Here is a 26,518-nt window from a genome sequence, read left to right as displayed (position 1 = left end):
GGCGTCCGCGGCGCCCCGTTCGGCGCGCCGCGGAACCGGCCGCAGGGGTCAGGCGTCGGGCCGCGCGGGGATCAGGCGTTGGGGTCGAACGGGATGCCGTCCGGCATCGAGTCGGCCAGCGCCGAGTTGAACCTGGCGTCGTTGATCTTGATGGTGGCGTCGCCGAAGTCGGCGTTCATGAGCGTGTCCCGCAGCCCGTCGGGGTAGCCCTCCCAGCCGACGAGCGGCGGGTAGAACCAGCCGCCGGTGGCGTTCTCCGGCGGGTCGTCGTTGTCGTTGGCGAAGCGGAAGTCGTGGGTGGAGACACCGTCCTTGTGGTACACGATCTTCGGATGGGTCCCGTCGAAGCGCAGGGACGAGGCGTCGGCGACCTGGTAGCCCGAGTGCTGGGACACCGACACGTACCGCACCTGGTCGCCGCTGGTCCACACCACGACGTGCTCCCAGTCGTGGCGGTGCCCGATGGCCGCCGGGCCCAGGGTGGCCTGGTCCTTCTCGAAGTAGCTCGCGTAGACGACGGCGCACCAGTCGTTGTTGCACTTCTCGCGCGAGTAGGTGTTGGCGGCGTCGAGCTGGGCCTGGTCGTGGCAGTGGCCGTTGACGTCGCCGCCCAGCGAGAGGCCGGGGTTGAGGGTGCCGTCGGGGCTGATGGCGGCGGTGGTGTAGCAGCCGTCGCCGTCGTAGTCGTAGGCGGGGGAGTAGGTCTGCTCCAGGCCGTCGGCGTTCTGCGGCAGGGGCTGGATGACGTCCGCGTGCGCGGCGGTCGGCAGCGCCACGACGAGCGCCGCGGCGCCGAGCACGCTCGCCGCCACCGAGAGGCGGGCCCTCCTGCGCCGCCGCGGTCCTGGTATGTCGTCGGGGGCGGCCTTCGCCGTCTTGAGGCTGAGCACAACGGCTCCTTCTGTGGGGGGATTCGGCCCGGGGCCCGCGTTGCTCCCCGAACCGCCTTCAGCGCGTCGCCGGCTGACGCGGCATCAAGTTAACCGCGGCGGTGCGGTGTCGCAAGCAAAGACCGGAGGACCGGGACATGGCCCCGAGTGACCCTCATGGCAACGCGCGCGCTGTCATCCGCGCCCTCCGCGCCACACCGCCCGCGCCGCACAGGACGCCTCACGGACCCGAGACCCGGCCCGCCCCCCCCGCGGGCGCTCAGGTCGCCTCCGGGCTCACTCGTTCCCGTTGACCCCGTTGACCCCGTTGACCCCCTCGGCGCCGCCGAGCCCGTCCAGACCGTCGAGGTCGTCGAGGTCGTCGAGGTCGTCGTCCATCAGGCCCAGGTCCGGCGGCACCAGGGTGGTCGACTCCACCAGGCCGCGCAGCAGGTTGTGCAGCAGGCTGTTGTCGGACGGCCGCCCCGCGCTCTTGTCGTGCATCAGCGGATACGGGAAGCCGCCGTGCAGCCTGCGCCGCACCGCCTCCACCCGGTACTCGATGCGCCGCTCGCCCCACTTCTCGCCGGGACGCAGATACGAGAGCTGCTCCGCCGCCCTGCTGTACGACAGCGGCCTCGGGTCCTGCTCGTACAGCAGATAGCGCTGGCCGAGCACCACGAGCAGCAGCCGCTCGTCCTCGTCGAGCGACCACTTGCGCGGCGGCACCGTGTCCGCGCTGCGCCGCGAGACGGGACCCGAGTCGTCGTGCCCGGTGACGTACAGCTCCACCAGGTGCTCACGGAAGCCGGAGCCGCGCACGAACAGCGGGGTGTAGCCGGACGCCAGCGGCACCGGCTCGGTGCTCTTGTGCATGAGCTGGCCCTCGGGCAGCCGCACCAACTGCTGCCCGGTGTTGCGCAGCCACCACTGCCGCCTGCGGTACGTCAGCTCCCCGTGCTGCCTGCTGACCATCAGATCGTGCTCGCCCACCCCGAGGTCGACGTCGGGCTGGTCGCCGCGGCCGAAGCGGATGGTGACGCCGGGCTGCGGGGGCACCTTGATGCCGCCGGTGACGGTGCGGGCGTGCAGGGTGCCAGGACGGGCGGGTGCGACCCCGCGGGCAAGGCTTGCTGGAATGTTCATCTTCGGCCTCCTCGCCGGGTCCCCATGGGGGCGCACCGTCTCGCACGACGTACGCCCCTTCTGGCGCAGTGTGCTTCCCGCGGTACGGGACCCCTCCCGCCCCCGCGTCGTTACAACAGAGTGGCCGTCGATCGGCGGTCCGTGTCAACTCCGAGACGCCGGGAGTGTCCTCATGCGTATACGCGGTCGTGCCCCCGCCGTCGCGGTGCTCGCGCTCGGCCTGCTGGCGCTCGCGGGCTGCGGCTCCGACGACGCGGACGACGGTTCCGCCGCGGGACACGGACCCACACCGGAGGCATCCACCACGCCCTCCGCCACGCCTGCCACGTCGGCGCCTGCCACCCCGGCACAGCCCCCGTCGCACACCCCGGGGAAGCGGAAGCAGGACGGCGCCGCCGACGGCACCAACTACTCCGCATGCTCCGACGGCATCTGCGAGATCGAGGTGTCGGAGCCGGTGAAGTTCGACGTCGACGAGAAGTTCGGGATCACCGAGCTGACCATCACCCCGGACAGCGGGGACGACTCGGTGTCCGTGCAGGGCAGGGGGCGCGGCATCCTCCTCCAGAACACCCTCGGCCGGGGCGGCACCGGCAACCTCAACAGCCTCCGCTTCACGGTCGAGTCGCTGCACGACGGCACGGCGGTGCTGTCCTTCTCGCCCAAGGGGTAGCACCCCGCCCCTGAGTGAACCCTCCGGAGCAGGCTCGGGGGGCCGGGGCCCACAGGGGTGCGGGCCCCGACCCCCGGACGCCGTGGTTTTGGGCCCCGTCCGGCGGCGGGGCCCAAAACCACGGCCCACCAGGCCGCCCGCGCGGGGCGCCCGCCTCAGCCGCCGTCGGCCGACCTCACCGCCGCCCTCGCGAGGCCCGTCGCGGTGTGCCGCAGCGCGTCGCCCGAACTCCCGCCGCCCACCGTCACGTTCACCGTCTCCACGACGGAGTCACCGCCCTGGTCGCGGTACGAGCGGTGCACCACCCGCACCACACAGGTGCCGTCGCCCTCCTCGTCGGGCTCCACGGCCGCCTGGTGGCCCGCGACCCGGGTCAGCGGCCCGTCGTCGGCCGACAGCGGCTGCCCGCGGTCGAAACGCAGGTCCACCCACATGTCGTTGGTGGTGCTCTCCCACTCGCAGTCCCAGTGGCCGAAACCGATCTCCGGGTGCCGCGCGTCGATCCCCGGAACCGCCTCCAGGTCCTTCGCGGTCAGCAGCGTGCACGCGTCCTGGCGCACGAGCGACGCGGCCGGCGGCTCGGGGGAGCGGCGCCGCAGCGTGCCCCCGGCGAGCACCTTGGCCGCACTGTCCACAGCGGTGGCCGTCATCCGGCACAGCGGCGCGGGCGCGCCCCCCGCGCCCCCTTTATCGTCCTGCTTGGCGAGCACCGTGATCCCGGTGCCCCGGTCGCCGCCCGGCAGCAGGGTGCGCCCGCACTCCCCGCTCTCCGGCGGCAGGTCCACCTGCGTCACCCCGGCGATCAGCGGTCGCGGCTTCCCCGCCGACTCCCCGGTGGCCTCGAAGACCACTTCCACGTCGACCGGATCGCCCTTGCCGGTGTCCACGATCACGTCACACCGGTCGAAGTTGCCGTACGCGGGATCGAGCGCCGCGTCGCCGTAACCGCCGAGCGCGCGCGGGTCCACCAGCGCACAGGGGTCCGCGGTGCGGTGGTCGCCGATGAGGGACACCGCGGCCCCGCCCGCCGCGGGCCGCCGGGGCGGCGCGCCGCCGCCGTCCCCGTCGAGCGCCAGCGTCGCGGCGACCGCGGCGGCGGCCACCACCGCGGCCGCCCCCACCGCCAGCACCGGCCGCGACCGCGCCGCCGCCCACGCCCCCACCCGGCGCCCCGGCACCGCTGCCGAGTCTGTGCCGTCCCTGCCGCCGTCACCCTCAAGCGGCGGCGGCAGCGGCTCCTGCGGCCCCGCGACCTCGTCGAGCCGCCGCCGGGCCGCCGCGGCGTCCGGCCTGCGGGCCGGATCGCGCGCCAGCAGCTCGGGCAGGATGCCGGCCAGCGCCCCGGTGTCCTGGCTGAGGTCGACGAGACCGCGCGCGGCGCGCCGCTCCGCGAGGAACGGGTCGTCCTCGCCGCCGCCGGGGCGCGGCGGGCGCCCGGTGACCAGGGCGTGCAGCATCGCGCCGAGCGAGAACACGTCGGAGGCCGGCTCCGGGCGGCCGAGCACCGCCTCGGGCGCGGCGAAGTCGGGGGTGTAACTGACCGCGCCCTGGGGGGTGATGGTCTCCTTGCCGCCGACCCGGTAGGCCGCGCCGAAGTCCCCGAGCTTGGCGAGCCCCGCGTCGGTCACCACGACATTGCCCGGCTTCACGTCACCGTGCACCAGGCCGTCCGCGTGCAGCGCCGCGAGCGCGTCCGCGATCTGCGCCCCGACGCGCGCCGCGCGCTCCGGCGCGAGCGGCGCCCTGCCGTCCAGACTGCCGCCCGCCACATACTCCATGACCAGCCAGGACGTCGCCCGTCGGCCACGGCCCGCCTGCACCGCGTCGTGCAGCGTCACCACATGCGGATGGCTGAACCTGGCCAGCGCCCTCGCCTCCGCGCGCACCCGGTCGAAGCCCTCGTTGCTCTCCCGCCCCGCGAGCACCCGCTTGAGCACCACCTGGCGCCCCAGATGCCCGTCCCGCGCCAGCCACACCTCGCCCGAGCCGCCCTTCAGCGGCCCGCGCACCAGCCGGTAGCGCCCCCCGACTGTCGTGCCCAGGTGCACCGTGTCTCCCCTCGCCCGCGGTCCGGGGCACATGGCCGCCCGGCAGCGCGGCACACGGCTTTCCGGTACGTGGAACCGAACCTAGCGGGGAGCGTGAGACCACGGGGGGTTCCTTCACCGAATGTTCGCGGAGCGGTGCTCCCGGGGGAAGGTACGGCGAGCGCTCTCCCGGGCACCTGGGGAAGCCGGGCGAGCGCTCTCCCCGGCACCTGGGGAAGCCGGGCGAGCGCTCTCCGGGGTGCCTGGGGAAAACTCCGGCGAGCGCTCTCCCGGGTGGCTGTGGAAAGCTTGGCGAACGCTCTCCCGTACGCCTGTGGAGAACCACTCGGGCGATCCCGGGGCGGCGCCCCGGAGCACTCTTGACTTCGAGTGCACTCCACTTCGTAGCGTCACCCACATGACCACAGCACAGCAGAAGATCGGCTCGGGTTTCGGAGCCGAGACCACCGCGCGCGAGGTGCTGGAGGGTATCGACCTCACCGGCAGGCTCGCCCTCGTCACCGGCGGCTACTCCGGCATCGGGGTGGAGACCACCCGGGCCCTCACCGAGGCAGGCGCGACGGTGCTGGTCCCGGCCCGCCGCCCCGACACCGCCCGCGAGGCCCTGGCCGAGATCGCCAACACCGAGGTCGACGCCCTCGACCTGGCCGACCTCGACAGCGTGCGCGGCTTCGCGGAACGCTTCCTCGCCTCCGGGCGCACCCTCGACATCGTCATCAACAGCGCCGCCGTCATGGCCTGCCCCGAGACCCGCGTGGGCCCCGGCTGGGAGGCCCAGTTCGCCACCAACCACCTCGGCCACTACGCCCTGGTCAACCGGCTGTGGCCGAGCCTGGCCCCCGGCGCCAGGGTGGTCGCGGTCTCCTCCTCGGGGCACCGCCGCTCCGACATCCGCTGGGACGACCCGCAGTTCGAGCACGGCTACGACAAGTGGGAGGCGTACGGCCAGGCGAAGACCGCCAACTCCCTCTTCGCGGTGCAGTTCGACAGCTATGCGAGGCACCGCGGCGTACGCGCCTTCGCGCTGAACCCCGGCGGCATCCTGACCCCGCTCCAGCGCCATCTGCCGCGCGCGGAGATGGTCGCCCTCGGCTGGGTCGACGAGGCGGGCAACGCCCGTGAGGGCATCGCCTTCAAGACCCCGGAGCAGGGCGCCGCCACCCAGGTGTGGGCCGCCACCTCGCCCACCCTCGACGGCAGGGGCGGCCTCTACCTGGAGGACTGCGACGTCGCCGAGGAGGTCGACCCGACGTCGACCGCCCCGTCGACGGGCGTGCGCCCCTACGCCGTCGACCCCGACTCCGCCGCCCGGCTGTGGACCCTCTCCGCGGAGCTGACCGGCGTCAACGCCTTCGGCTGAAACGCCACTTGGAGGGACCGGGCGCTGCCCGGCGCGTCGGCGGCGGCGCCCGGTGTGCCGCCGGAGCCCCGGCGGGCGAGTGCCCGCCGGGGCTCCGGTGTGTGCGGCTCGGGGCGCGCGGCTCAGTTCCAGCCGCTCAACCCGGCCCCGTACGGATACAGCGGATCGCCGTAGTCGGTCGGCACCGGCTCGCCCGCGTCGATGTGCGCGCGGATCTCCTCGCGCTCCGTGTCGGTGGCACCGAGGTCGTACGGGAGGTCCCAGCTCTCGTTGGCGTCCTCCCGGGTGTCACCGCCGCCCGGCTTGAGGACCTGGTCGAGGCTGCGTGGCAGTTGCCACGGCAGTCTGCCCGAGGGCGTGTAGTCGCCGAAGAGCAGGCTCGCCGTCGCGGGGCCCACCTCCTCGCCGCCGCGGTAGGTCACCACGACCGCGTCCGCCAGGTCGTTCCAGTCGCTCATCACGATCGGTCTCGGCAGCGTGAGGACCACCACCACCGGGATGCCCCGGTCCTTGAACTTCTTGATCAGGTCCACCTGGTCGGCCGGCAGATAGGGCTCCGTGTCCGGCCAGTTGGTGGCGTGCGTGTAGGACGGCTCGCCCACGTTCACCACCGCGAGCTTCGGATCGGGCGCGTCGTCCTGGTAGACGTCGACACCGTCCTGCGCCGCCCTCGCCTTGACCGCTTCCAGCATCGTGAGCGAGCCGTAGTCCGGGTGGAAGTAGCTCGACCAGATGCAGCACGCGGCGCCGTCCGTGGCCCGGTCGCCCGCGACCACGATGCTGTCGCCCTCGTTCAGCTTCACCGGCAGCGCCCCGTCGTTCTTCAGGAGCGTGTCGGACTCCCGCGCCGCCTGGTTGGCGAGCTGCGCGTACGCGGGCTGGTGGAAGCGGTAGGGGCCGTTCACCGGGTCGCCGTACGGGTGCTCGAAGACGCCCAGTTCGAACTTGAGCGTCAGCACCCGCTTCACGGCCTCGTCGATCCTGGCCTGCGGCACCTGCGCCTGGAAGTCCGTCATGGAGAAGTCGGCCGCGCCGGGGTCGGCGCCGCCCATCACGTCGGAGCCCGCGTTGGCCGCGTTGATCCACGCCGACGACGGCAGCCAGTCCGTGGTGATCAGACCGGTGTAACCCAGCTCCGTGCGCAGGTAGTCGAGGATCTTCGCGCTGTCGCCCGCGCCCGGCCCTCCCGGGTCGAGGTAGTCGCTGCCCGCGTACCCCGGCATGATGTTGACCGCCCCGGCCTCCATCGCCGCCCGGAACGGGATCATGTGGTACTTGATCGTCACCTCGTCGTAGACGATCCCGGCCTCGCCGCCCGCGCCCTCGCCCGGCCAGTGCTTGACCGTCGCGAGCACCGAGTGCGGGTTCAGCTCGGGACCGCCCTGGAGCCCCGCGACCAGCGCCCGCAACTGCGCCGCCGCGACGTCCGCGTTCTCGCCGCCGCCCTCCTGGATACGGGGGTAGAGCACCTTGGTGCCGACCTCGGCGAGCGGCGACAGCGTGCCGCGCGCCCCCACCTCCAGCTCCTCCTTGCGCTGCATGTCGCCGAGCTTGTAGTCGAGCGGGTAGTCCCTGCCCGCCGACAGGGTGCTCTGGAGCGGATACGTGGTCTGGTAGCCCGCGGTGGTGTCACCCGCCGACACCGGCGGGATGCCGAGCCTGGTGGCCGCCGTGGAGAGCAGCACGTCGTGCAGGTCGGCCGGCCCCGCGGGCCCGAAGTGCCAGCCCGACATCGGGTACGACTGGACGTTGTAGAACATCTGGTACGCCTTCTCCTCGGGCGTCATCCTGCCCAGGAGGTCGTCGACCCGCTGCGCCACCGGCAGCTTCCAGTCCTCGTACGGCTCGACGGTCCCGTTCTTGTTCAGGTCCCGCGCCCCGTCCACGACGGCGACACCGTCGTCGACCTGCTCGACGTCCGGCAGATAGACGCCGAACGAGCGGATGTCCGAGGTGGTTTTCGCCCCCGAGCCGTCCACCGCGACCACGTACCACTTGTACGTCCAGCGGTCGGTGATGTCCCAACTCGGCGTGTACGAGGCCCCGTCGGGCTCGGCGACCTTGGTGTACAGGTCGAGCAGGCTGCCGGAGGCGGAGAAGTCGTAGTCGTCGCGGCTGACGTTCAGCCAGACCTCGTAGTGGTCGGCGCCCGGCACCTGCTCCCAGGAGAGCGCGGGCCTGCGGGTGTCGGTCACCAGGGCCTTGTCGGCGGGCGCCGTGAGCCCGAACTGCCCCGTTTCCCCCGGGGCCTTGGCCGGGTCGGAGAGCAGCGGCGGGGTGCTCCGGGAGTCGTCCACGGTGCCGTACACCTGGAACTCCCACAGCGAGTAGCCGTAGCCGGTGGCGCGCGCGGTGCCGGTCAGCCGCACATAGCGCCCGGTGCCCGACACGTCCAGTTCCTCGACGCCGCCCTTGCCCGCGTCGGTGGTGTGGAGGGGTCTCCACTCCTTGCCGTCGTCGGAGACGTCGACGTGGTAGCCGGTGGCGTAGGCGGACTCCCAGTTGAGGACGAGGCCGTCGATGTCGGCGTCGCCGCCGAGGTCGACCTGTAGCCACTGGTCGTCGGACGCCTCGCTCGACCAGCGGGTGGTGGTGCGGCCGTCGAGGGCGGCGGCCGGGGCGTTGCCCCCCTCCCAGGAGGAGGCGCTGACCTGCTTGTAGGCGGAGATGACCGAGCCGGGGAAGGCGGCCTGCTGGCCGCCGTGCGAGGCGGCGGGGGCCGCCGGCGCGGCCCCGGTCCCGGCGGCGGCCGTACCGCCGAGGGTGAGTGCCATCGCTGCCGCCACCGCGAGCACGGGTCTCGCCCGCGCGGCGGCTCGCAGGGCGGTGGACAGGAGGGACATGCGAAGCTCCATCGGAAGGGCGCCCGGCACCACCGCCCGCCGCCGACGACGCACGTCGGACCGCCGGAACGGCACACCGGAACGCGACGGACGCTCCGGTCGACATGACACGCCGGATGACACGGCGCCGGAGATTCGGGAGAGCGCTCTCCCGGAGTTTCTTGCACCGTGGGGAGGCTGTCAATGGGGCCGGTCCGCGGGCGGGTTGGGCCGCTCGACCCCGCGCTGGTCGTCGCCGGTCCGCTCCTCGTCCGCCCGGTCGTCCACGGGCCGCTCGGCCCGGGCCCGCTCACCGGCACCCGCCGCCGCGCGGCCGACCGGGGCGAGTCCGGCGAGAAGCAGCAGGGCGCCCGCGGCGAGGAGGTCGGGGTCGCCCGCGGGCAGCAGCAGGGCGGCCAGTACCAGCGGCGGGCTCCAGTCGGGGAGCCGACGGGCGCCCGCCGATATCAGCAGCAGCACGAGCAGCCCCACGGGCAGAGGTACGGCGCCCAGGACCCCGACGGCACCCGGCGGCCGCAGCCCCGTGGCGAGGCCGCCGAGCACGTCCCACAGCAGGCACAGCGCACCGAGCACCCCCGCCGCGGCGCCCGCGTCGGCCCCGAACCCCCGCCGCCCTGCCCCCAGGCCCTTACGCAGCCCCACCACCAGGGCGCCGAGCAGCGCCAGGGCGAGGAGCGCCGAGGCCCGCCCGAGGCCGGACCCGACGCCGCGGGCCCAGCCGAACCGGTCGACGAGCCGCAGCACGCCCGTCAGCAGCAGCAGCGCGGGGGCGCCCACGGCGGGGAGCCGCAGCGCCCGAGGGAAGGAGGCCATGCCGCCACGGTCGCACGCAAGCCCCCCGAAACGGCCCGAACGGGACCCCCATCGGACCCGGGAATCGTCCCCTAGGTGTTGTCGGCCGGGAGGTTACTGACGCAGGGCGAGGCGGTGGGGCGCTGTTGGTGCGACACCCCGCGGCAGGTTCCGTCATCGAGGTCGGTGCGGGTGTCGCGACCCGTTCCGCCCGGACGCCGCCCGGCCTGTTCGGCGGTGGTGTGGATCACGATCTCGGCCTGGTGGGCCGGTGTCGTCCGGGGTGTTCGTGCGGGCAGCCCCTGGATGAGCCTGGCGAGCGACTCGTGCCGCGGCGTCGGCGTCGGTTCTCCAGGGGTGGCTCGCGGCGAGTCGGCGTTTGCAGCAGCGAGAGCGGCGACAGCGGGCGTTGCGAAGCAGCCGGCATGCTCAGCCCGGATGTATGGGACGGAATCCGGCCTATACGCGGCCTAGGCTCCTGCTGTCCCTCCGCACGAGCCGAAGCCAGGAGGAGTCTTCCCATGAGCAATCCAGTTGGATACACCACGGTGGCACCGTGGATCATCACCGATGACACGCGTGCGCTCTTCGAGTTCATCGGCAGAGCGTTCGGGGGGGTCGCACCCGCACTTGTGCCGCTGGAGGACGGCAGCATCGGCCACGCGGAGATCCGCGTAGGCGACACCGTTCTGCTCGCCTTCGACCGGAGGAAGGACTGGCCGCGAACCCCCTCGCTGCTGCGGGTGTTCGTCGCCGACGCCGACGCGACGACGGAGGCAGCGGTCGTGGCGGGCGCTGTCGTCGTCACCCCGCCCCTGACACAGGCGTCCGGTCAGCGGGGAAGCAGGGTTCGCGACCCCTTCGGCAACATCTGGTGGATCACCGCCACAGTGGAGGACGTCGCACCCGACGAGGTGTTCCGGCGGCTCTCGGACCCCGGGTACGCGGAAGCGATGCAAGAGGCCCAGAAAAGCCTCGATCGCGAACTCGGCGGCCCCGGGCACGTCAGCCCGATCGCGCTCTGACTCGGCGGCCCCCTACCGTGCCCGACGATGTGTATCGCGGCCGCTCGACCGGTGATCGCCGGTCGAGACGATCGACACAACGTCTCGGCCATCTACGCCTATTGGGCGCAGCCGCGGCACTGGGCGCCGCCCGGATCACCCCGGGGCATCTTCATCGCCCTCGGAGCACCGCCCGACACCCCCGGGCGCGAGGCGCCGGACCCGTATCGCATTTCCGGGCCCGGCGCCCCGCGCACCCGGACTCAGGCGCCGCCCCCCGCCCCCAGCGCCGGGATCACCTGCTCGGTGTTCCGTACGTGGCACATCCGTGGGAACACCTTCTCCATGAAGAACTGGCGCTGTTCCGGGAAGCCGTGGCAGCAGTCGGAGACGACCGTGACCTGGAAGTCCAGGTCGCGCGCGGCGTACGCGGTGGAGGCCACGCCGACGTGGGTGGAGCCGCCGACCAGCAGGATGTGGTCAATGCCCCTGCTGCGCAGGGAGAGTTCGAGGTGGGTGCCGTGGAGAGCGCTCCAGCGGTGCTTGGGGACGTCGTAGTCGCCCTCCTGGGGAGCGATCTCCTTCAGCACCTGGAGCCCGGGGCTGCCCGCGGCGTGCGGGGGCGTGGTGCGCAGCGGGTTGTCAGGGCCCCAGGGGCGGAAGTGGCTGTCGGTGTCGGCGATGCTGAGGGCGAAGTCGGCGCCGTCGGCGCGGTGGTCGGCGCGGGCGTAGCAGACCGGTACGCCCGCCGTGCGGCAGGCCGCGATGAGGCGCTCGGTCGGGGCGAGGGAACCGGCGGCCTCGATGGGCTCCCGGTACGCCTCCAGCATGTCGAAGATGACGAGCCCGGTGCGGGCGGGGTCGTAGGTGTCGCTGGCTTCCACGGGGTGTGCCACGGGATGTGCTCTCCTCGGGTGGGTGTGTGCTGCCACGCGCGTGGGTGTGCGTGGGTGTGTCTGGTGCGTACGTGGATGGGGGTATCGGGGTTACTCCTGGCGGCGGTTGGCGGCGAAGTCGTAGGTGTCCGAGAAGGTGGAGCGGTAGCTCCAGGAGACCTGGCGGGCGGGGCCCCGGCCCTCGAAGCGCGCGTGCAGCCAGTCCACGATGGCGGCGAAGGTCTCGTTCGCCTCGCGCTCCCGGAAGCGGCCCGGCATGGTGTCGTTGAGCCAGCCGTGCGGCAGGTCGGGGTAGAGCACGAACTCGTAGCTGCGGCGGGCGTCTTCGAGCATGTCGCGCACCCGGCGCACATGGTCGACGGACATGGTGTGGTCCTTCTCGCCCCACAGCCCGAGCACCGGCGAGCGCCCCGCGGCCACCAGCTTCTGGTACGGGGTGCTCCGCAGTTCCCCGACCTCGTACTCGCGGGGCTGTGCGCCGCCGTACAGCATCACGACGGCCGTCAGGTCGTCACGCTCCGCGTCGGCGAGGATGCCGTAACTGCCGCTGCGGCAGATGCCGATGACCGCGACGGGCGAGTCGGGGCCGCAGCCTTCGAGACCCCTGGCGTGTCCGATCGCCGCGTCGAGGTGGCGCAGCACGGCGGCGTCCGGGACCTCGGGCAGCCGCTCCTCCTCGCCGGTCAGCGGCATGTCGGTGTAGAAGTCCGGTGCCACCACGAGGAATCCGGCGGCGGCGAACCTGTCCGCGAGTTCCACGGTGTGCCGTACCACCCCGTACCGCTCGTGGCAGACGATGACGATCGGGGTGTCGCCGTCGGGCGAGGTCCGCGGCGGGTGGCTGACGTGGCCGGCCGTCACCGGGCCGAGCGAGGGCAGTTCCCCGGGGTCGATACGGTCGTTGGGGCCCCGGTGTTCGGCCGCGACCATCGGCGGCACCCCGGGGGTCTCGACACACATGGCGCACTCCTTGCTGTAGGCGCGTGGAACGGCGCGACGGGCGCGTCGCAGCCGCTGGCTTCCGGCTGCCGTCGTGCCCCGCCAAGTCCCCTCGTCTGCGGGCCGGTTGGCGGCCGGTGGCCGCGGCGGGTGCGGCGTGACAGGGGTGTTGGGGCGAGGCGGACGCGGCGCGGGCGGCGGACCGCGCGGGCGGGGCTCGGGATGCTCCCGGCGGCGGCCCGGGGGTGTGCCCCGGCGTGGACGCCGGGGTGTCACTTGGCGGTGCCGCCCGACCTGATGAGCGCGTCGTAGTCCTTGGCGGCCTCCTCGCGCTCCTTCACATACGTCGGCACATCCTGGGCGATCACCTGCGCCTTGGCGAGCGGGTCGTCGGGCTGGGGGACCGGCGGGAGGCCCTGGAGCTTCTCGTCCTGCGCGAACCCGTCCTTGCCGAGCTGGAAGTCGAGGTAGAGGGTGGCGGTGGCGGGCCTGGGGGTTCCGCTCATCAGGCCGATCGCGTCGTAGCGCACCACGACCGGGCTGACCAGGTGGTTCTCTTCGGCGCCGTAGGAGACGGGGGCGCCCTTCACCTTGAGGCGCTCCACGGTCTGGGTGTAGGCGGACAGCGCGACCTGGAACTGCCCCGCGGCCATCAGGTCGCCCTGCACGGTGTGGCCCTTGACGGTCTTCTCGTTGTGCGCGATGCGCTGGAACATCGTGGTGACGTCGGCCTTGGACATCCCCTTGGACAGGTAGTAGTCCCGCAGAGTGGCGTACCAGTCGGAGTCGCTGTACTCCAGGCTGATCTTCCCCTTCCAGCGGGGGTCGGCGAAGTCCTCGAAGCTCTTGGGGACGTCGGCCGTCTTGATCAGGTCGGTGTTCCAGCCCGCGACGAACGCGAGCCGCCGCACCCCGGTCCACAGCTTGCCCCTGCCGACCTCGGGCACCGCGTCCCGGTACTTCGACGCGTACGGACCGAGGATGCCGCGGTCGCTGATCGTCTCCATGTCGGTGCCGGGGCTGACCAGCACGTCGTTGCGGGGCTTGCCCGCGGTGGTCTCCTGCTGGACGCGCTGGAGCACGGACTCGGAGTTGGCCTGGTAGACGTCCACCTTGATGCCGTACTTGGCGGTGAACGCCTGCGCCATCTTGGGCTCGTCGTTGTAACTGGAGTAGACGGAGAGCCTGCCGCCCTCCTTCTTCGCCGCCTTCAGCAGCGCCTTCTCCCTGGCGCTCCCGGTCAACTTGTCCCAGGGCTGCGGGGAGTCGGCCTGCTCGGCGCTGTTCGCGGGGCCGCTCTGCCCGGGGGGCGCGCCGCACGCGCAGGTGAGGGCGAGCGTGCACACGGCGAGCCCGGCGGCGAGGCGCGGCAGCCGGCGGCCGCGGGGGCGCTGTGCCGGGTGCGGGCGGCGGTGGTGGTTCAGGGGGGTGGACTTCGGGCGCGATGGAGCCATTGGTCCTCCTTGAGGTGGCGCCCGGGGAGGAGCGGAGAGGGAGACGAGGAGAGAGGGCGAGAGGAGAGGGAACCGGCCATCCCGGGCACGCGTGGTCTGAATATAAATACGGTTAGACCATTGGGCAATGGGTGTGAAGAGATGGAAACCTGCCCTCCACATGGGACGGGTGGGTCGCACGGGACGCGCGTGTCGGCCCCGCACCCGGATCGCGTGTTCGCCTCGCGCCCGGACCGTGTGTCAGGCCCGCACCTGGATCAGCGCGTGCGTCCCCCCGGTGCGCCACCTTCCCCCGTGCCGCTCGTCGAGCGCCGTGACGGTGGCGGTGTCGAGGCCGGTCACCACGTCCGACTTCAGGGTGCGCAGGGCGGCCACGGGGCCGGGGAAGTACGCGGTGCACGCGGCGAAGGGCGTGGTCGGTGACCAGGAGCGATCGCCCACCAGGCGGCGGTAGTTGAGGTCGCCCTTCATGACCGTGAGGGTGCCGCGCCCGAACTCCTCGCGCAGGTCGTCCGGCATGTCCTCGTACGGGAACGGCGCGCAGAAGAACGGGTGCGTGCGCACCTCGACGCGGCCCCGCCCCACCAGCTCCCACAGCCGCCGGCCCGCCGCCCCCGCCGCGCCGTCGGCCCCGGCGAGGTGGCGCAGGCAGTCCACGAAGTCGGCGGTGGTGGCGTCGGAGACGTAGTACGGGTACGGCTTCACGAGCAGCACCACGTGCTCCGCGTGCCCGTGCCGCACCAGTTGGTCGACGAGCAGCAGGTCGGGCACGAGTTCGCGCCCCGCGTTGTCCGCGACCAGGCACACGCGGTGGGCGCCGCCCGGCGGCAGCAGCGACCAGAGGGCGTCGGAGTCGTCCGCCACCAGCGGGCCCCCGGCGCCGGTGCCCGGCTCCCCGCTCCCGGAGAGCCGGAAGCCGAGGTCGGCGCGGTTGCCCCAGAGCGAGCCCTGGAGCAGCGCGCGGTTCTGGTCCCGCACGCTGTGCGACGCCAGCCGGTCGGGCGCGGCCAACTCCTCTTGGGCCTCCGGGGTGTTGAGTTCCGCGCGTTTGAAGGGCGCGAACGGGTCGACGCCGTGCCATGGCCCGTCGTCGAAGTAGCCGACGGCGCCGAGGAGCCTGCGGTAGAAGTAGCTCTCCGCCCACAGGAACGGCACGTCGTACCAGGAGCGGCCGAACATGCCGCGCCCCCACCCGGCCCACAGGTCGCGGTCCGCCGCGCCCGCGCCGAGGGGTTCGACGACCCCGTCCTCGCACTCCCGCACCAGCATGTCGAGCGCCCGCCGCTGCCCGGGGCCGTAGGGGAAGGCGTCGTACACCTGCCTGACGAGCTTCGGGTGCCGCTCGGCGAGCACACTCATCGGGAACGAGCCCGGTGCGTCACTTGTGATGACGGGCGCGGGCGCCTCGGCTGCGGGGGAGTCCGGCATGGCTGCGGTGGTCCTTCACGCTCGGGGGTGACGTGTCGTCCACCACCAGTGTCACCGGGGGAGCGAGCGTGGAGTGGCGGCGACTCGGGGGACCTGCCTCGCGTGTCCCCCGGGCCCGGGCGGCTGTGGGGGGCCCCGGCCATTCCCCCCCATGTCGGGTGTGTGACCAGTCGGGGAGGTTCAGGAGAGGGGGATGCCGGGGGTGGGGAGGGCGCCGTGGAGGGCGCAGTGCGGGGTGGTGGCGCGGGCGGGCAGCGTCGCCGTCTCCCAGCGGAAGATGTCGCGGTAGGAGGCGGGCGCGGTGACATGGAGGTTGATGTCATGGCCCGACCGCACCAGCATCGCGCTGAAGCAGTCCGTGCCCGTGAAGTTCGGCGCCTCGTGGTCGTAGAACTGCGTCGTCGAGGCGCAGCCCAGGTCGCGGTCGGTGGCACCGTCCACGTCCGGCGTGCAGTAGTGGTTGTCCATGTTGCCGTCGACCAGCAGCACGGGCACGTCGATCTGCCGCATCAGGCTGATGAGACTGGCCGGCCGGGTGGACTGCTGGGTCGTGCTGATGACGTCCTCGGTGGCGGCGTCGTAGGCCACCACGCGCGGGTCCGCGAGCGGCGGGTAGTAGAGGATCACGTCACGCTTGCCCGGGGCGCTGGCCTGGTAGCCGTCGTCAAGGGAGCTGAACCGCGGTATCCGGTTCGCCGGCATGTACACCTCCTTGTCGTGTGTCTTCACGAACGAACTGGTGGTGTGCCCCGAGCCGGTGAGCACCAGCGCGTCCGCGTCGTGGTGCTCGGCCGTCTCCTGGATCAGCTCCGCGGAGCCGAAGCTGTGCCCGACGGCCATGACCTGGGCGTAGTGGCGGTGGAGCGCCCCCTGCTTGACCTGCGCGATCACCTGGTGCACGGTCTCGACGATGGCGCCGAAGGTGACCTCGGTGGAGTCGGGGTGCGAACTGGCGCCGGTACCGAGGACGTCGAGCGACACCGTCGCATAGCCGAGGCGGTTGGCCCGCTCGACATACGAGTACTTCCCCCGCTGGTAAGGGAAGTCCCAGTAGGCGTGGTTGTACGTGCCGCCGTGGACCAGGACCTGCACGGTGTTGGTGGCACGCGCGGGGCCCCGGGGGACGCAGTACTGCGTGGAGATGGACTCCTTCGCCCCGGACGGCAGGGCCACGGGGAAGACCTGAGTGCGGCAGATCCCGCTCCGCGCGGTGTCCCCGTGGGGGGTGGCGGAGGCGGAGGCCGGGACGACGGCGAGTGCGGCGCCGGTCAGCGCGGCGGCGACGACGGCGACGAGACGTTTGACGAGCGAAGCTGCCATGGGCGAATCCCTGTCCGTTTCGGGCTCAACTGCGCGAGTGCTGCGTGCTGTTCCTCGAAATGACGGCGCTCCCGCGTGGGGGGCGGTAAGCGGGGCTGGTGTCGGGCCGCCGACCCAGCTACCCGTATCGGAATGACCAACAAATAGTTATACCAATAGTTGAAATGACCTTGTCAAGACCTCGGTCTGCACGGGCATGCCGGACGGGGCCTCGCCGGGGGGTGGTTCATCCGCGGGGTGTGAACGGTGTATTGACTAACGGTAAGACCAATGAGGACACTCTTCACGCCGATCGCCGCACCCGCAGGAAGGGCACGTATGGCTCCCTCCACGGAAGATCCCGGAAGAACCGACCGCACCGACGCACACGGCAACCGGCGCGCGACGCGCCCCGGGCGGCCGGGACGCAGGAGATGGGGTGCGGTCGTCGGGCTCTGTCTCGCCCTGCTCGCGCCGCTGCTCATCTCCTCCGCACAGGCCGACTCCCCGCACACCGGCAGTACGGCGAAGAAGCCCCCGGCGGCGATCGCGTACCGCACGACGACCGTGCTGCTCGGCGACGACGACGTCATCGGCGCGCTCTACCGCCCGAAGTCGCCGACGCCCCACCAGTCCACGGGCCTCGTCCTCACCCACGAGAACGACAACTTCATCGGCAGCGTGCCCTGCCTCGAACTGGCGAAGCGCGGCTTCACCGTGCTCTGTGTGAAGTCGCAGTACGCGGAGCAGGCCGCCGTCGAGTGGGACAAGCTGGCGCTGGACGTCGGGGCGAGCGTGCGCTACCTGCGCGGGCTGTCGACCGTGCACAAGGTGACCCTGGTGGGCTGGAGCGGCGGCGGCGCCATCATGGCGTACTACCAGAACGTCGCCCAGAACGGCGTCGGCGCCTGCCGGGCCCCCGCCCGCCTCGACCCCTGCGACGACGACCTCAAGGGCATGCCCCCGGCCGACGGCGTGGTCCTCCTCGACGCCATTCCCGGCATCGCCTTCTCCGACCTCACCGCGCTCGACGCCTCGGTGACCGACGAGAGCGACCTGCGCCACCGCGACGCGTCGCTCGACATGTACGACCCCGCCAACGGCTACGACCCCCACGGCTCCTCGTACGGCACCGGCTTCACCCACCGCTACCTCGACGGGCAGGCCGCGCGCGAGGCCGGGCTCATCGCCGAGGCGCAGCGGCTGCGCGGCGAAGTCGCCGACGGCAAGGGGCAGTTCAGCGACGACACCCCGATGCCCGTCGGCCGCTACAGCGCCCGCATCTGGCAGGCGGACAGCTCCCTGATGGCCCACACCAAGGGCAGTTACCCGGTGCTCTCGCCCCGCCATCCGCACGGCGGGAAGCCGCAGGTCGTGCACTCGGTGCGGGTGCCCTCCGCCGACCCCGCGCCCAACGAGGCATGGGACGGCAGCAAGGGCGGCTTCACCGCCGACTCGTTCCTGTCCGTCGGCGCCATCCGCGCCGACCACCTGCGGATCACCGCCGACTCCATCAGCGGCGTCGACTGGTCCTCCACCAACACCGCGACCCTCGGCAATGTGCGCGGCATCAGCTCCCCGCTGCTCATCATGTCGATGACCGGGCACTACTGGCTGGTGCCCTCGGAGATGTACTACCGGGGCGCCACCCACGCCAAGGACAAGCAGCTCGTCTTCGTCGAGGGCGCCGAGCACGGCTTCACCCCCTGTGACGCCTGCGCCTCCCACCCGGGCCAGTTCGGCGACACCGTGAAGGAGACCTTCGACTACGTGGCCGACTGGGTCGGCCGGCACAAGTAGCCGACGCCGGTCGCCGGACACAAGTCGGCCGCCGGGCACCGTGGTTCGAGCCCCCCCCGTCTCGGGAGGGCTCGGACCACCGCGCCGCCCGCGTCCGTTCACTCCTCGGGGCGCAGCAGCCCCCGCCGGTACGCCCGCACCAGGTGCCGCGGGACGAGGACGCGTGTGCCGTCCAGTGTCAGCGGCACAAGCGGGGGCGGTGTCGCCTTCCAACGGGCTCGGCGGTGGCGGGTGTTGCTGCGTGACGTCTTCCGCTTGGGGACGGCCATGGGGTCAACTCCGGTTCTTCAGAGGGCGGTTCTGCCATCGGGCGGCAGGGGGCAGCGGGTCAGAGGGCGGGGTCGAGCAGGTACTCGAAGGCGTCGGGGAAGCCGCGCCAGGACTCCGGGCCGCCCGCCAGCTCCTCGTCCGTGAGCAGGCAGGCGTCCAGCACATGCACCAGCGCGTCGCGGTCGAGCCCGGGGGAGGTGAAGACCAGGTGCTGGCGGCGGTCGCCGTGCCGGGGGTGCCAGTCGAGGGCGGCGGCGACGCGCCGCGCGGGCGGCACGAGATCCCACGCCGCGTCCGGCAGCGCGGCGAGCCAGGGCCCCACTGCCTCCACCCCCAGCGCCCCGCCCGCCGCGTCCCAGGCCAGCAGGGTGTCGGGGCGGTCCGCGAGCCAGAAACGGCCCCTGCTGCGCACCGCCGCACAGCACACCTCCTCCAGCGCCCGGTGGAGCCGCACCGGGTGGAACGGGCGGCGCCGCCGCCACACCACCGTGGCCACCCCCGCCTCGTCCGCGTCCTGCGGCAGCAGCGCGCACGCCGGATGCTGGGCGATCGCCGCGCTCTGCACGTCGAAGCCCGCGAACGCCAGGTGCGCCAACTCCCCCGAGTCGTACGCCACCCGCCGGGCGGTGGGGTGCAGTTGGCGCAGCAGCGCGCCGCCCTCACCGGCCACGTGGTCCTCCGCCGCGCCCGGGTCCTCGGGGGTGTCGGCGGTGTCGTGGACGAGCGCGTGGACCGACGCGTACTCCAACTGCCTCGCCCAGGTGTCGGCCACGGTGCGCTGGTCGTGCCTCGTGGCGGCGAGCCCCGCCGCGGTCAGGTCGTCGCCCGTGGCGAGGCAGGGCAGCAGCAGGGCGGGGCTGACCGCGGTCATCACGGACACCAGCCGCAGCAGGCCCGTCCCGGCCGCCGCCACCGACTCCGCGACCGCGCGAGGCTCGACCGAGTCCCACAGCTCCACCACCGCGAGCGTGACGGTGCCGTAGTCCGCAAGCCGCTCCAACTCCGGTACGAGATCGGCCCGCAGGGCGCAGCAGCCGCAGTCGTTCACCAGCGGTACCGCGGCGCGGGACCACTCCCGCACGGCGTCGCGCACCGTGCGCCGCACCGAGCCGTACGGCACGGGGGACAGGTCGTGGTGCACCGCGACGCTCCCCGGCACGTCCCGCAGCAGCCTGTCGACGACCCTGCCGCGCGCCTCGGGCTGCAACCCCGCGACGACGGCCACCGGCAGCGGCCTGGCCGGGCTCGCCGCGCCACGCCCGCCGGTCACCGGCCGCGCCTGCCGTAACGGCGCTCGAAGCGCTCCACCCGGCCCGCGGTGTCGAGCACCCGGGCGGCGCCCGTGTAGAAGGGGTGGCTCGCCGAGGACACCTCGACGTCGACCACCGGGTAGGTGTGGCCGTCCTCCCACTCCACGGTGTGCTCACTGGTCATGGTCGACCTGGTCAGGAAGGCGAACCCGGCCGCCCTGTCGCGGAAGACGACCGGGCGGTACGGGGGATGGATTCCGGGCTTCATGGTGGCTCCTCGCGTGTGGTGGCCCGGCCGTGCCGGCTGCCCGCGGTGCGCCGCGCGGCATGGGCGCTAGTATACGACAACGGTTTTCATTATCGATTGGGCGCCGAGCGGCGGCCAAGCATGAGAGAGGGGTGTGGACGTGTCCGCGCACTGCCAGCTCACCGGGGCCCGGCCGGCCTTCGGCAACAACGTCTCCCACTCGAACCGGCGCACCAGGCGCAGGTTCGACCCGAACATCCAGCGCAAGCGGTACTGGCTGCCCAGCGAGGGCCGCCATGTCCGTCTCACCCTCAGCGCCCGGGGGATCAAAACGGTGGACGCCATCGGCATCGAGGCCGCGGTGGCGCGCGTCAGGGCGCGGGGGGAGCGGGTCTGATGGCGAAGAGGGCGAAGGTCGTCAAGAACGAGAAGCGCAAGGAGATCGTCGCGCGGTACGCCGCCCGCCGGGCCGAGTTGAAGGAGATCCTGCGCAGCCCCGCCAGCGGCGAGGCCGAACGGGACGCGGCCCGGCGGGAGTTGCGCCGCCAGCCGCGCGACGCCAGTGCCACCAGGGTGCGCAACCGGGACGCGGTGGACGGGCGGCCACGCGGGCATCTGCGCAAGTTCGGGCTCTCCCGGGTCCGGGTGCGCCAGCAGGCCCACGCGGGCTTCCTCCCCGGGGTGACCAAGTCCTCCTGGTGAGCGCAGAACAGGGGTGCGCACCGCTTCCGGCCGTACCACGGGGGGCGGCCGGAGGCGGTGCGGCGGGGGAGTGGGCGCCGCCGCGGGCGACACGGCGCCGCGGCGGGCGTCGGCACCCGGGCTCCCACGGCTCTCAGCTGTGGGAACCCCGTCGCCCCAGGGTCTCCACCGGGCCCGCGCACGGGCGGGACCACTGCGGCACCGGGCGGCTCGTCGGGCCCCAGGTGGCGTTCCCCTCGGCGTCGGAGCGCCACGACCAGCACGAGGCGTGCCCCTCGGGCCAGCCCTCGGGGGTGTCCTGCCACGCCTCGCGGCGGCCGTACGGCGTCATGTCGAGCAGCGCGAGGGAGCCGTTGACCGACTCGTTGCCGCGGCCCGTCCTGGAGTAGGTGAGGAATGTGCGGTCGCCCTCCCGCAGGTAGCAGGTGAGGTGGCCCATGTCGTCGCCGACCGGGGCCGGGGCGTCGCGCACCGAGTACCAGGGCTGCGTGTAGCCCATGAACTCCGTGTACGCCGCCACCTCGTCCCAGCGGCCCGTGGTGAGGACGGCGAACGAGACACCGCTCGCGTTCAGGTACACCGCGTCCCTCAGATGCCAGGCGGTGGTGGTGCAGCCCTCGCACTGCCCCTGGTGCGGCGCGCCGTCGTACCACATGTGCTTGTAGACGACGAGTTCCCCGCGGCCCTCGAACAGGTCGAGGAACGGGACCGGGCCCCGCGCGCCGACGACCTCGCACCGCCCGTCGAACTCCACCATCGGCAGCCTGCGGCGGGCCGCGGCGAGCGCGTCGCCCTCGCGGGTGTGGGCCTTCTCGCGGACCAGCAGTTCGTCACGGGCCGCCTGCCAGGCGGCCATGCCGACCACCGGCGGGCGCCCGGGCGGCGCGGCGGTCCTGCCGTCCGTGCCACCGGGGCCCTCGGGGGTTCTCGTCATGGTGTCCTCCCACGTCTCTCGCGCCGTGGCGGCGCCGTACGCCGCCGAGTGGCGGCCGTAGGGGGACCGCGGAAACCGCCGGAACTCATCGCCGCGCGCCCGCCCGCGACCGGCACGGGTGATTCAGCTCACAGCCCATTGACGGTCCCGTAAACCGGACAGCAATATGGCCGAAACCTTCTCTTTCCCGCGGTGGTTGAGCGGGCATGAACTGTAAACGTTTACAGTTCGCCCGGTGACCGAGCCACCGGGTGGCCGGCCGACCGGCCCACGCCCCGAAAGGCAGGACGAACATGACGACTTCGGCCGGACCGCCGACCGTCGAGACCATCGCCGAGCGTGCGGGCGTCTCGATCGCGTCGGTCTCGCGGGTGCTCAACGGCCATGGCGCCCGCCCCAGTACGGTCCGCCGGGTCGAGCGGGCCGCCGCCGAGCTGGGGTACGTGCCGAACGGGGTGGCCAGGTCGCTCAAGGGCGGCAGGACCCGCCAGCTCACCTTCGCCATGCCCGACGTCGGCAACCCCGTCTATGTGTCGATGGTCCGCCAGATACAGGCCGTCGCGAAGCCCCACGGCTACCGGCTGCTGCTGCACTCCACCGACGCCGTCGCCGAGGACGAACTCGACGTCGTCCGCAGCCTCGCCGACCGCACGAGCGACGGCCTCATCCTCTGCCCGATCCGGGTCACCGACGAGCATCTGAGCGTCCTCACCAAGACCGCGCGCCCCGTGGTGGTCATCGGCTCGCTGCCCGACGAGACCGCGGTCGACAGCGTCCGCGCCGACTCCGTCCCCGGCACCGTGCTCGCCGTACGGCACCTGCTGGCGGGCGGCGGGCGCAGGATCGCCTTCATCAACGGCCCCGCCGACACCGTGCCGGGCCGCAACCGCAGCCTCGGCTACCGCACCGCGCTGCGCGACGCCGGTCTCGACCACGAACCGGCGCTCACCGTCACCACCGAGTTCTCCATCGAGGCCGGGTCGGCCGCGATGCACCGGCTGCTGGACGGCGACCCCGCCATAGACAGCGTGTTCTGCGCCAACGACCAGCTCGCGCTCGGCGCCATACACGCCGCCCAGGACCGCGGCCTGAGCATCCCCGGCGACCTCGCCGTGGCCGGCATGGACAACAGCGAGCTTGCCAGGGCCTCTCACCCCGCGCTGACCAGCGTCGACCTCGGCTCCGCCGAGCGCGGCGGCATCGCGGCCGAGATGCTGCTCGCCCGGCTCGACGGCGGCACCCACCCGGTGCGCCGCGAGACCGTCGCCGCCCGCCTCGTCACCCGCGCCTCCACCCGCGCACCCGGCGCCCCCGCGGCCCCCGCCCGGGAACCGGCGCCCCGCGCCGCCGACGGCAGCACGGTGGGCGCCGCGTGAGCGCCGGGACCGCCCTGCGGCGCCGCACCGGTACGGGCGCGGGCACCCCACCGCCGACCCCCGCGGCCCGCCGCCGGATGCTCGGCCTCGACAAGGACGCCTGGTTCCTGCTGCTGCCCGCCCTCATACCGGTGCTGATCCTCAGCGTCGGACCGCTGGTGTACGGGATCTCGCTGGCGTTCACCGACGCACAGACCGGCGCCGACTCCGCCACCTCCTTCACCGGCGTCGACAACTTCAAGGACCTCGGATTCGACACCCTCTTCTGGGAGTCCTTCCGGATCGGCCTGGTGTGGGCGCTCGCGGTGACCGCGCTGCAACTGCTGCTCTCGCTCGGCCTCGCCCAACTCCTCAACCAGAACCTGCGGCTGCGCTGGCTCGCCCGCACCCTGGCGCTGGTGCCCTGGGCGATGCCCGAGGTGGTCGTCGGCATCATGTGGCGCCTCGTCTACAACCCCGACGCGGGCATCCTCAACAACACCCTGCACCACCTCCACCTCACCGACGGCACCACCGACTGGCTCTCCAGCCTCTCCCTCGCGCTGCCCGCGGTCATCGTCGTCGGGGTGTGGGCCGGGATGCCGCAGACCACGGTGGTCCTCCTCGCCGGGCTCCAGAACGTGCCCGCGGAGCTGCACGAGGCCGCCGGGATCGACGGCGCCGGGCTCTGGCGCCGCTTCACCACGGTGACCTGGCCCGCGATGCGCCCCGTGGTGGTGTCCATCACCGCGCTCAACTTCATCTGGAACTTCAACTCCTTCGGCCTTGTCTACGTGCTCACCAGCGGCGGGCCCGGCGGCAAGACCGAGCTGCCGATGCTCTTCGCCTACGACGAGGCGTTCCGCTACGGCCAGTTCGGCTACGCCGCCGCCATGGGGCTCGTCATGGTCGCCGTGATCGCCGTGCTGCTGACCGTGTTCCTGCGCAACCGTCTCCAGGAGGCCGACCAGTGAGCACCGCCGCCGACCGGCAGCCGCCCGCCGCCGCCCCCGTGAAGAACCGCAGGCCGCGCTCCGCGCGCCGGGCCGCGGGCCGCACGGGCCAGTACGCGGCGCTGCTGTGTTACCTGGTCTTCCTCGCCTTCCCGCTGCTGTGGCTGGTCTCGACCGCCTTCAAGTCGCCGCAGGAGCTGGGCTCCGTGCACCCCACCTGGCTGCCCGAGCACCCCACGCTCGGCAACTTCCGCTCCGCCTTCGACCAACAGCCCCTGCTGCACGCCGCGTTGAACAGCCTGCTGGTGGCGGGCTGCGCCGCGGTGGTGTCGGTCGCGGTCGCCGTGCCCGCCGCGTACGTGATGGTGCGGATCAGGTCGGCGGTCAGCAGGGCGGGCACCGCCTGGATTCTGGTCAGCCAGATGTTCCCGCTCGTGCTGATCATCATCCCGCTGTTCATGGTGCTGCTGAACCTGCACCTGGTCGACTCGCAGTTCGGCCTCGGCCTCGTCTACGTCGTGTGGACGCTGCCGTTCGCGCTGTGGATGCTCCAGGGCTACGTCCGCGCGGTCCCCGTCTCCCTGGAGGAGGCCGCCGCCATCGACGGCTGCGGGCGGGTGCGCGCGCTGCGCAGCGTCGTACTGCCGCTGCTCGCGCCCGGCCTCGTGGCGACCCTGATGTTCTCCTTCGTCACCGCCTGGAACGAGTTCTTCTTCGCCCTGGTCCTCCTCAAGTCCCCGGAGAAGCAGACGATGTCCGTCATCCTCACCCACTTCCTGGGCGCCGAGGGCGCCGCGGACCTCGGCCCGCTCGCCGCCGCCTCCGTGCTCGCCACCCTGCCGAGCCTGGTGTTCTTCGCGCTGCTCCAGAAGCGGCTCGTCGGCGGCATGCTCACCGGGGCGGTGAAGGGCTGATGCGCCGCAGAGCGTTCCTCGGCGCCGCGGCCGCCACCGCCGCGGCGGGCGCCGCGCCCCTGCTGTCGGGCTGCGGCTCCTCGGAGGGCTCGGGCCCGCCCACCCTCGACTTCCTCTCACTGGCCTGGCAGGCCGAGTCCGTCAAGGCCAACAAGGCCCTCGTGGACGAGTTCAACAGGTCGCACCCCCGGGCCAGGGTCCGCTATATCCAGGGCAGTTGGGACAACGTCCACGACCAGCTCCTGACGTCCTTCGAGGGTGGCGCCGCGCCCGACATCATCCACGACGAGGCGAACGACCTCACCGACTTCGGCTCCGGCGGCTACCTCGCCGACCTCACCCACGACCTGCCCGCGCCGCTGCGCTCCCGGATACCCGAGAGCGCCTGGGACACCGCCCGCTTCAACGGCGGCCTGTACGGCGTGCCCTTCCTCCAGGAGCCCCGGGTGCTGATCGCCAACGGGACCCTGCTGCGGAAGGCCGGAGTTCCGCTGCCCACCGACGAACACCCGTGGACCTGGGACGAGTTCGAGGACATCTGCCGACAGCTCAGCCACCACGGCAAGGGCGCGGAGCGCTACGGCACGGCCTGGCCGATGAGTTCGCCCGTCAGCCTCACCGTCAACCTGGCCCTCACCACCGGCGGCAGCATCCTCCACAGGACAGGCGAGGGCGACGACGCCAGGACCGAGGTGCGCTTCGACGCGGCCGACTCCGCCTTCGCCGAACTGGTCAGGCGCCAGGTCGGCAAGGACCGCTCCGCGCCCACGAGCGCCCTCGCCCTCGGCGGCGGCGACGTACTGCCCGGCTTCTTCGCGGGACGCTACGCCATGCTCCCGCTCAACTTCTCGTACCGGCAGCAGATCCAGCAGCAGGCCCCCGACCACTTCGACTGGGTGACGCTGCCGCTGCCGGTCGGCAGGGGCGCCCCCGACGGCGGGCGCGCCCAGGGCGTCAGCCCCCAGACCCTGTCCGTGTCCGAGTCCTGCGCCCACCGCGAGGAGGCCGTCGCGTTCATCGAGTTCATGACCAGGACCAAGGACCTCGTACGGCTCGCGCGCGGCGACTGGATGCCCCCGACCGGCACCGCCGCCCTGCGCGACCCCGCCCTGACCACGACCAGGCTCGGCTGGCGCACCGGCATGTCCCTCGCCCGGCACCTGACCGCGTCCCCCGCGCTCGGCGTGCGCGGCTACGCCGAGTGGTCCGACAAGATCGCCACCCCCGCCCTCCAGCAGTACTACAGCGGGGCCATCGGCCTCGGCTCGCTGCGCGACAAGCTCGTACGCGACGGCAACCGGGTCCTCGACCGCTACCGCAACTGACCCCCGCCCGCCGACCC

The 26,518-nt window shown here is 72.8% G+C and carries 24 protein-coding genes; 10 read left to right on the top strand and 14 right to left on the bottom strand.

Annotation, left to right across the window (positions count from 1 at the left end; all coding sequences use genetic code 11):
* Positions 1 to 71: 71 nt before the first annotated feature.
* Both ACIBIW_RS00315 and ACIBIW_RS00310 read right to left on the bottom strand, forming a co-directional pair.
* A complete protein-coding gene (locus ACIBIW_RS00315) occupies positions 72 to 812 on the bottom strand; it encodes an NPP1 family protein (protein WP_399331853.1) in 741 nt (246 codons plus the stop codon).
* Positions 813 to 1,166: 354 nt separating this feature from the next.
* Complete coding sequence (locus tag ACIBIW_RS00310; protein ID WP_399330253.1) at positions 1,167 to 2,015, bottom strand: FHA domain-containing protein; 849 nt, start codon at positions 2,013 to 2,015, stop codon at positions 1,167 to 1,169.
* Between the two features lie 172 nt (positions 2,016 to 2,187).
* Here ACIBIW_RS00310 and ACIBIW_RS00305 point away from each other — a divergent pair, with 172 nt between their 5' ends.
* The gene (locus tag ACIBIW_RS00305) at positions 2,188 to 2,688 is read left to right on the top strand and encodes a hypothetical protein (protein WP_399330251.1); all 501 of its coding nucleotides are present in this window, start codon (positions 2,188 to 2,190) and stop codon (positions 2,686 to 2,688) included.
* A gap of 155 nt (positions 2,689 to 2,843) precedes the next feature.
* Here ACIBIW_RS00305 and ACIBIW_RS00300 read toward each other — a convergent pair whose 3' ends face one another.
* The gene (locus ACIBIW_RS00300; protein WP_399330249.1) at positions 2,844 to 4,736 is read right to left on the bottom strand and encodes a protein kinase; all 1,893 of its coding nucleotides are present in this window, start codon (positions 4,734 to 4,736) and stop codon (positions 2,844 to 2,846) included.
* 397 nt (positions 4,737 to 5,133) lie between these two features.
* Between ACIBIW_RS00300 and ACIBIW_RS00295 the strand changes: the two genes are divergently transcribed.
* Positions 5,134 to 6,096, top strand: a complete 963-nt coding sequence (locus ACIBIW_RS00295; RefSeq protein ID WP_399330247.1) for an SDR family NAD(P)-dependent oxidoreductase — start codon at positions 5,134 to 5,136, stop codon at positions 6,094 to 6,096.
* A gap of 122 nt (positions 6,097 to 6,218) precedes the next feature.
* Here ACIBIW_RS00295 and ACIBIW_RS00290 read toward each other — a convergent pair whose 3' ends face one another.
* Together ACIBIW_RS00290 and ACIBIW_RS00285 are read right to left on the bottom strand one after the other, a co-directional pair.
* Complete coding sequence (locus ACIBIW_RS00290) at positions 6,219 to 8,939, bottom strand: glycoside hydrolase family 3 C-terminal domain-containing protein (RefSeq protein WP_399330245.1); 2,721 nt, start codon at positions 8,937 to 8,939, stop codon at positions 6,219 to 6,221.
* Positions 8,940 to 9,119: 180 nt separating this feature from the next.
* The gene (locus ACIBIW_RS00285; RefSeq protein ID WP_399330243.1) at positions 9,120 to 9,752 is read right to left on the bottom strand and encodes a hypothetical protein; all 633 of its coding nucleotides are present in this window, start codon (positions 9,750 to 9,752) and stop codon (positions 9,120 to 9,122) included.
* 500 nt (positions 9,753 to 10,252) lie between these two features.
* Between ACIBIW_RS00285 and ACIBIW_RS00280 the strand changes: the two genes are divergently transcribed.
* Complete coding sequence (locus tag ACIBIW_RS00280; RefSeq protein ID WP_399330241.1) at positions 10,253 to 10,756, top strand: VOC family protein; 504 nt, start codon at positions 10,253 to 10,255, stop codon at positions 10,754 to 10,756.
* A gap of 242 nt (positions 10,757 to 10,998) precedes the next feature.
* Here the strand turns inward: ACIBIW_RS00280 and ACIBIW_RS00275 are convergent, their stop codons facing one another.
* The 5 genes from ACIBIW_RS00275 to ACIBIW_RS00255 all read right to left on the bottom strand — a co-directional run bounded on the left by ACIBIW_RS00275 (position 10,999) and on the right by ACIBIW_RS00255 (position 16,772).
* A complete protein-coding gene (locus tag ACIBIW_RS00275; protein WP_399330239.1) occupies positions 10,999 to 11,631 on the bottom strand; it encodes a cysteine hydrolase family protein in 633 nt (210 codons plus the stop codon).
* Between the two features lie 90 nt (positions 11,632 to 11,721).
* Entirely contained in the window at positions 11,722 to 12,591 is an 870-nt protein-coding gene (locus ACIBIW_RS00270) for a dienelactone hydrolase family protein (RefSeq protein WP_399330237.1), read from the bottom strand.
* 251 nt (positions 12,592 to 12,842) lie between these two features.
* On the bottom strand, positions 12,843 to 14,024 hold the full coding sequence (locus tag ACIBIW_RS00265) for an ABC transporter substrate-binding protein (RefSeq protein ID WP_399330236.1): 1,182 nt from the start codon (positions 14,022 to 14,024) through the stop codon (positions 12,843 to 12,845).
* A 240-nt stretch (positions 14,025 to 14,264) separates the two neighbouring features.
* A complete protein-coding gene (locus ACIBIW_RS00260) occupies positions 14,265 to 15,452 on the bottom strand; it encodes a damage-control phosphatase ARMT1 family protein (RefSeq protein ID WP_399330234.1) in 1,188 nt (395 codons plus the stop codon).
* A 180-nt stretch (positions 15,453 to 15,632) separates the two neighbouring features.
* Complete coding sequence (locus ACIBIW_RS00255) at positions 15,633 to 16,772, bottom strand: alpha/beta hydrolase (protein ID WP_399330232.1); 1,140 nt, start codon at positions 16,770 to 16,772, stop codon at positions 15,633 to 15,635.
* A 318-nt stretch (positions 16,773 to 17,090) separates the two neighbouring features.
* Here ACIBIW_RS00255 and ACIBIW_RS00250 point away from each other — a divergent pair, with 318 nt between their 5' ends.
* A complete protein-coding gene (locus ACIBIW_RS00250; protein WP_399330230.1) occupies positions 17,091 to 18,551 on the top strand; it encodes a hypothetical protein in 1,461 nt (486 codons plus the stop codon).
* A gap of 98 nt (positions 18,552 to 18,649) precedes the next feature.
* Here ACIBIW_RS00250 and rpmF read toward each other — a convergent pair whose 3' ends face one another.
* Genes rpmF through ACIBIW_RS00235 form a run of 3 tightly spaced genes read right to left on the bottom strand, consistent with a single transcriptional unit; the run spans position 18,650 to position 20,339 of the window.
* Entirely contained in the window at positions 18,650 to 18,820 is a 171-nt protein-coding gene (gene rpmF / locus ACIBIW_RS00245; RefSeq protein ID WP_399330228.1) for a 50S ribosomal protein L32, read from the bottom strand.
* Between the two features lie 59 nt (positions 18,821 to 18,879).
* Entirely contained in the window at positions 18,880 to 20,091 is a 1,212-nt protein-coding gene (locus ACIBIW_RS00240) for a CobW family GTP-binding protein (RefSeq protein WP_399330226.1), read from the bottom strand.
* Entirely contained in the window at positions 20,088 to 20,339 is a 252-nt protein-coding gene (locus ACIBIW_RS00235; RefSeq protein ID WP_399330224.1) for a type B 50S ribosomal protein L31, read from the bottom strand. The genes ACIBIW_RS00240 and ACIBIW_RS00235 overlap by 4 nt, the downstream gene beginning before the upstream one ends.
* Before the next feature lie 139 nt (positions 20,340 to 20,478).
* On the opposite strand from ACIBIW_RS00235, the gene rpmB reads away from it, so the two are divergent.
* The gene (gene rpmB, locus ACIBIW_RS00230; protein WP_399331851.1) at positions 20,479 to 20,715 is read left to right on the top strand and encodes a 50S ribosomal protein L28; all 237 of its coding nucleotides are present in this window, start codon (positions 20,479 to 20,481) and stop codon (positions 20,713 to 20,715) included.
* On the top strand, positions 20,715 to 21,020 hold the full coding sequence (rpsN, locus tag ACIBIW_RS00225; protein WP_399330222.1) for a 30S ribosomal protein S14: 306 nt from the start codon (positions 20,715 to 20,717) through the stop codon (positions 21,018 to 21,020). The genes rpmB and rpsN overlap by 1 nt, the downstream gene beginning before the upstream one ends.
* A gap of 133 nt (positions 21,021 to 21,153) precedes the next feature.
* Here rpsN and ACIBIW_RS00220 read toward each other — a convergent pair whose 3' ends face one another.
* Positions 21,154 to 21,954: a DUF899 family protein gene (locus tag ACIBIW_RS00220; protein ID WP_399330220.1), complete on the bottom strand. Its 801-nt coding sequence runs from the start codon at positions 21,952 to 21,954 to the stop codon at positions 21,154 to 21,156.
* 293 nt (positions 21,955 to 22,247) lie between these two features.
* Between ACIBIW_RS00220 and ACIBIW_RS00215 the strand changes: the two genes are divergently transcribed.
* From ACIBIW_RS00215 to ACIBIW_RS00200, 4 genes are all read left to right on the top strand, one after another.
* Entirely contained in the window at positions 22,248 to 23,330 is a 1,083-nt protein-coding gene (locus ACIBIW_RS00215) for a LacI family DNA-binding transcriptional regulator (protein ID WP_399330218.1), read from the top strand.
* Between the two features lie 77 nt (positions 23,331 to 23,407).
* Positions 23,408 to 24,283: a carbohydrate ABC transporter permease gene (locus ACIBIW_RS00210; RefSeq protein ID WP_399331849.1), complete on the top strand. Its 876-nt coding sequence runs from the start codon at positions 23,408 to 23,410 to the stop codon at positions 24,281 to 24,283.
* A gap of 38 nt (positions 24,284 to 24,321) precedes the next feature.
* Positions 24,322 to 25,176 carry a carbohydrate ABC transporter permease gene (locus tag ACIBIW_RS00205; protein WP_399331847.1) on the top strand — a complete coding sequence of 285 codons (855 nt, stop codon included), beginning with the start codon at positions 24,322 to 24,324 and terminating at the stop codon, positions 25,174 to 25,176.
* Positions 25,176 to 26,501, top strand: coding sequence for an ABC transporter substrate-binding protein (locus ACIBIW_RS00200; RefSeq protein ID WP_399330216.1), 1,326 nt, complete (start codon positions 25,176 to 25,178; stop codon positions 26,499 to 26,501). Before ACIBIW_RS00205 ends, ACIBIW_RS00200 begins: the two co-directional genes overlap by 1 nt.
* The last annotated feature ends 17 nt before the right edge of the window (positions 26,502 to 26,518 follow it).

The sequence above is a fragment of the Streptomyces sp. NPDC050560 genome (assembly GCF_044457285.1).
Lineage (GTDB): Bacteria > Actinomycetota > Actinomycetes > Streptomycetales > Streptomycetaceae > Streptomyces.
This window is presented reverse-complemented; position numbering and strand designations above follow the sequence as displayed.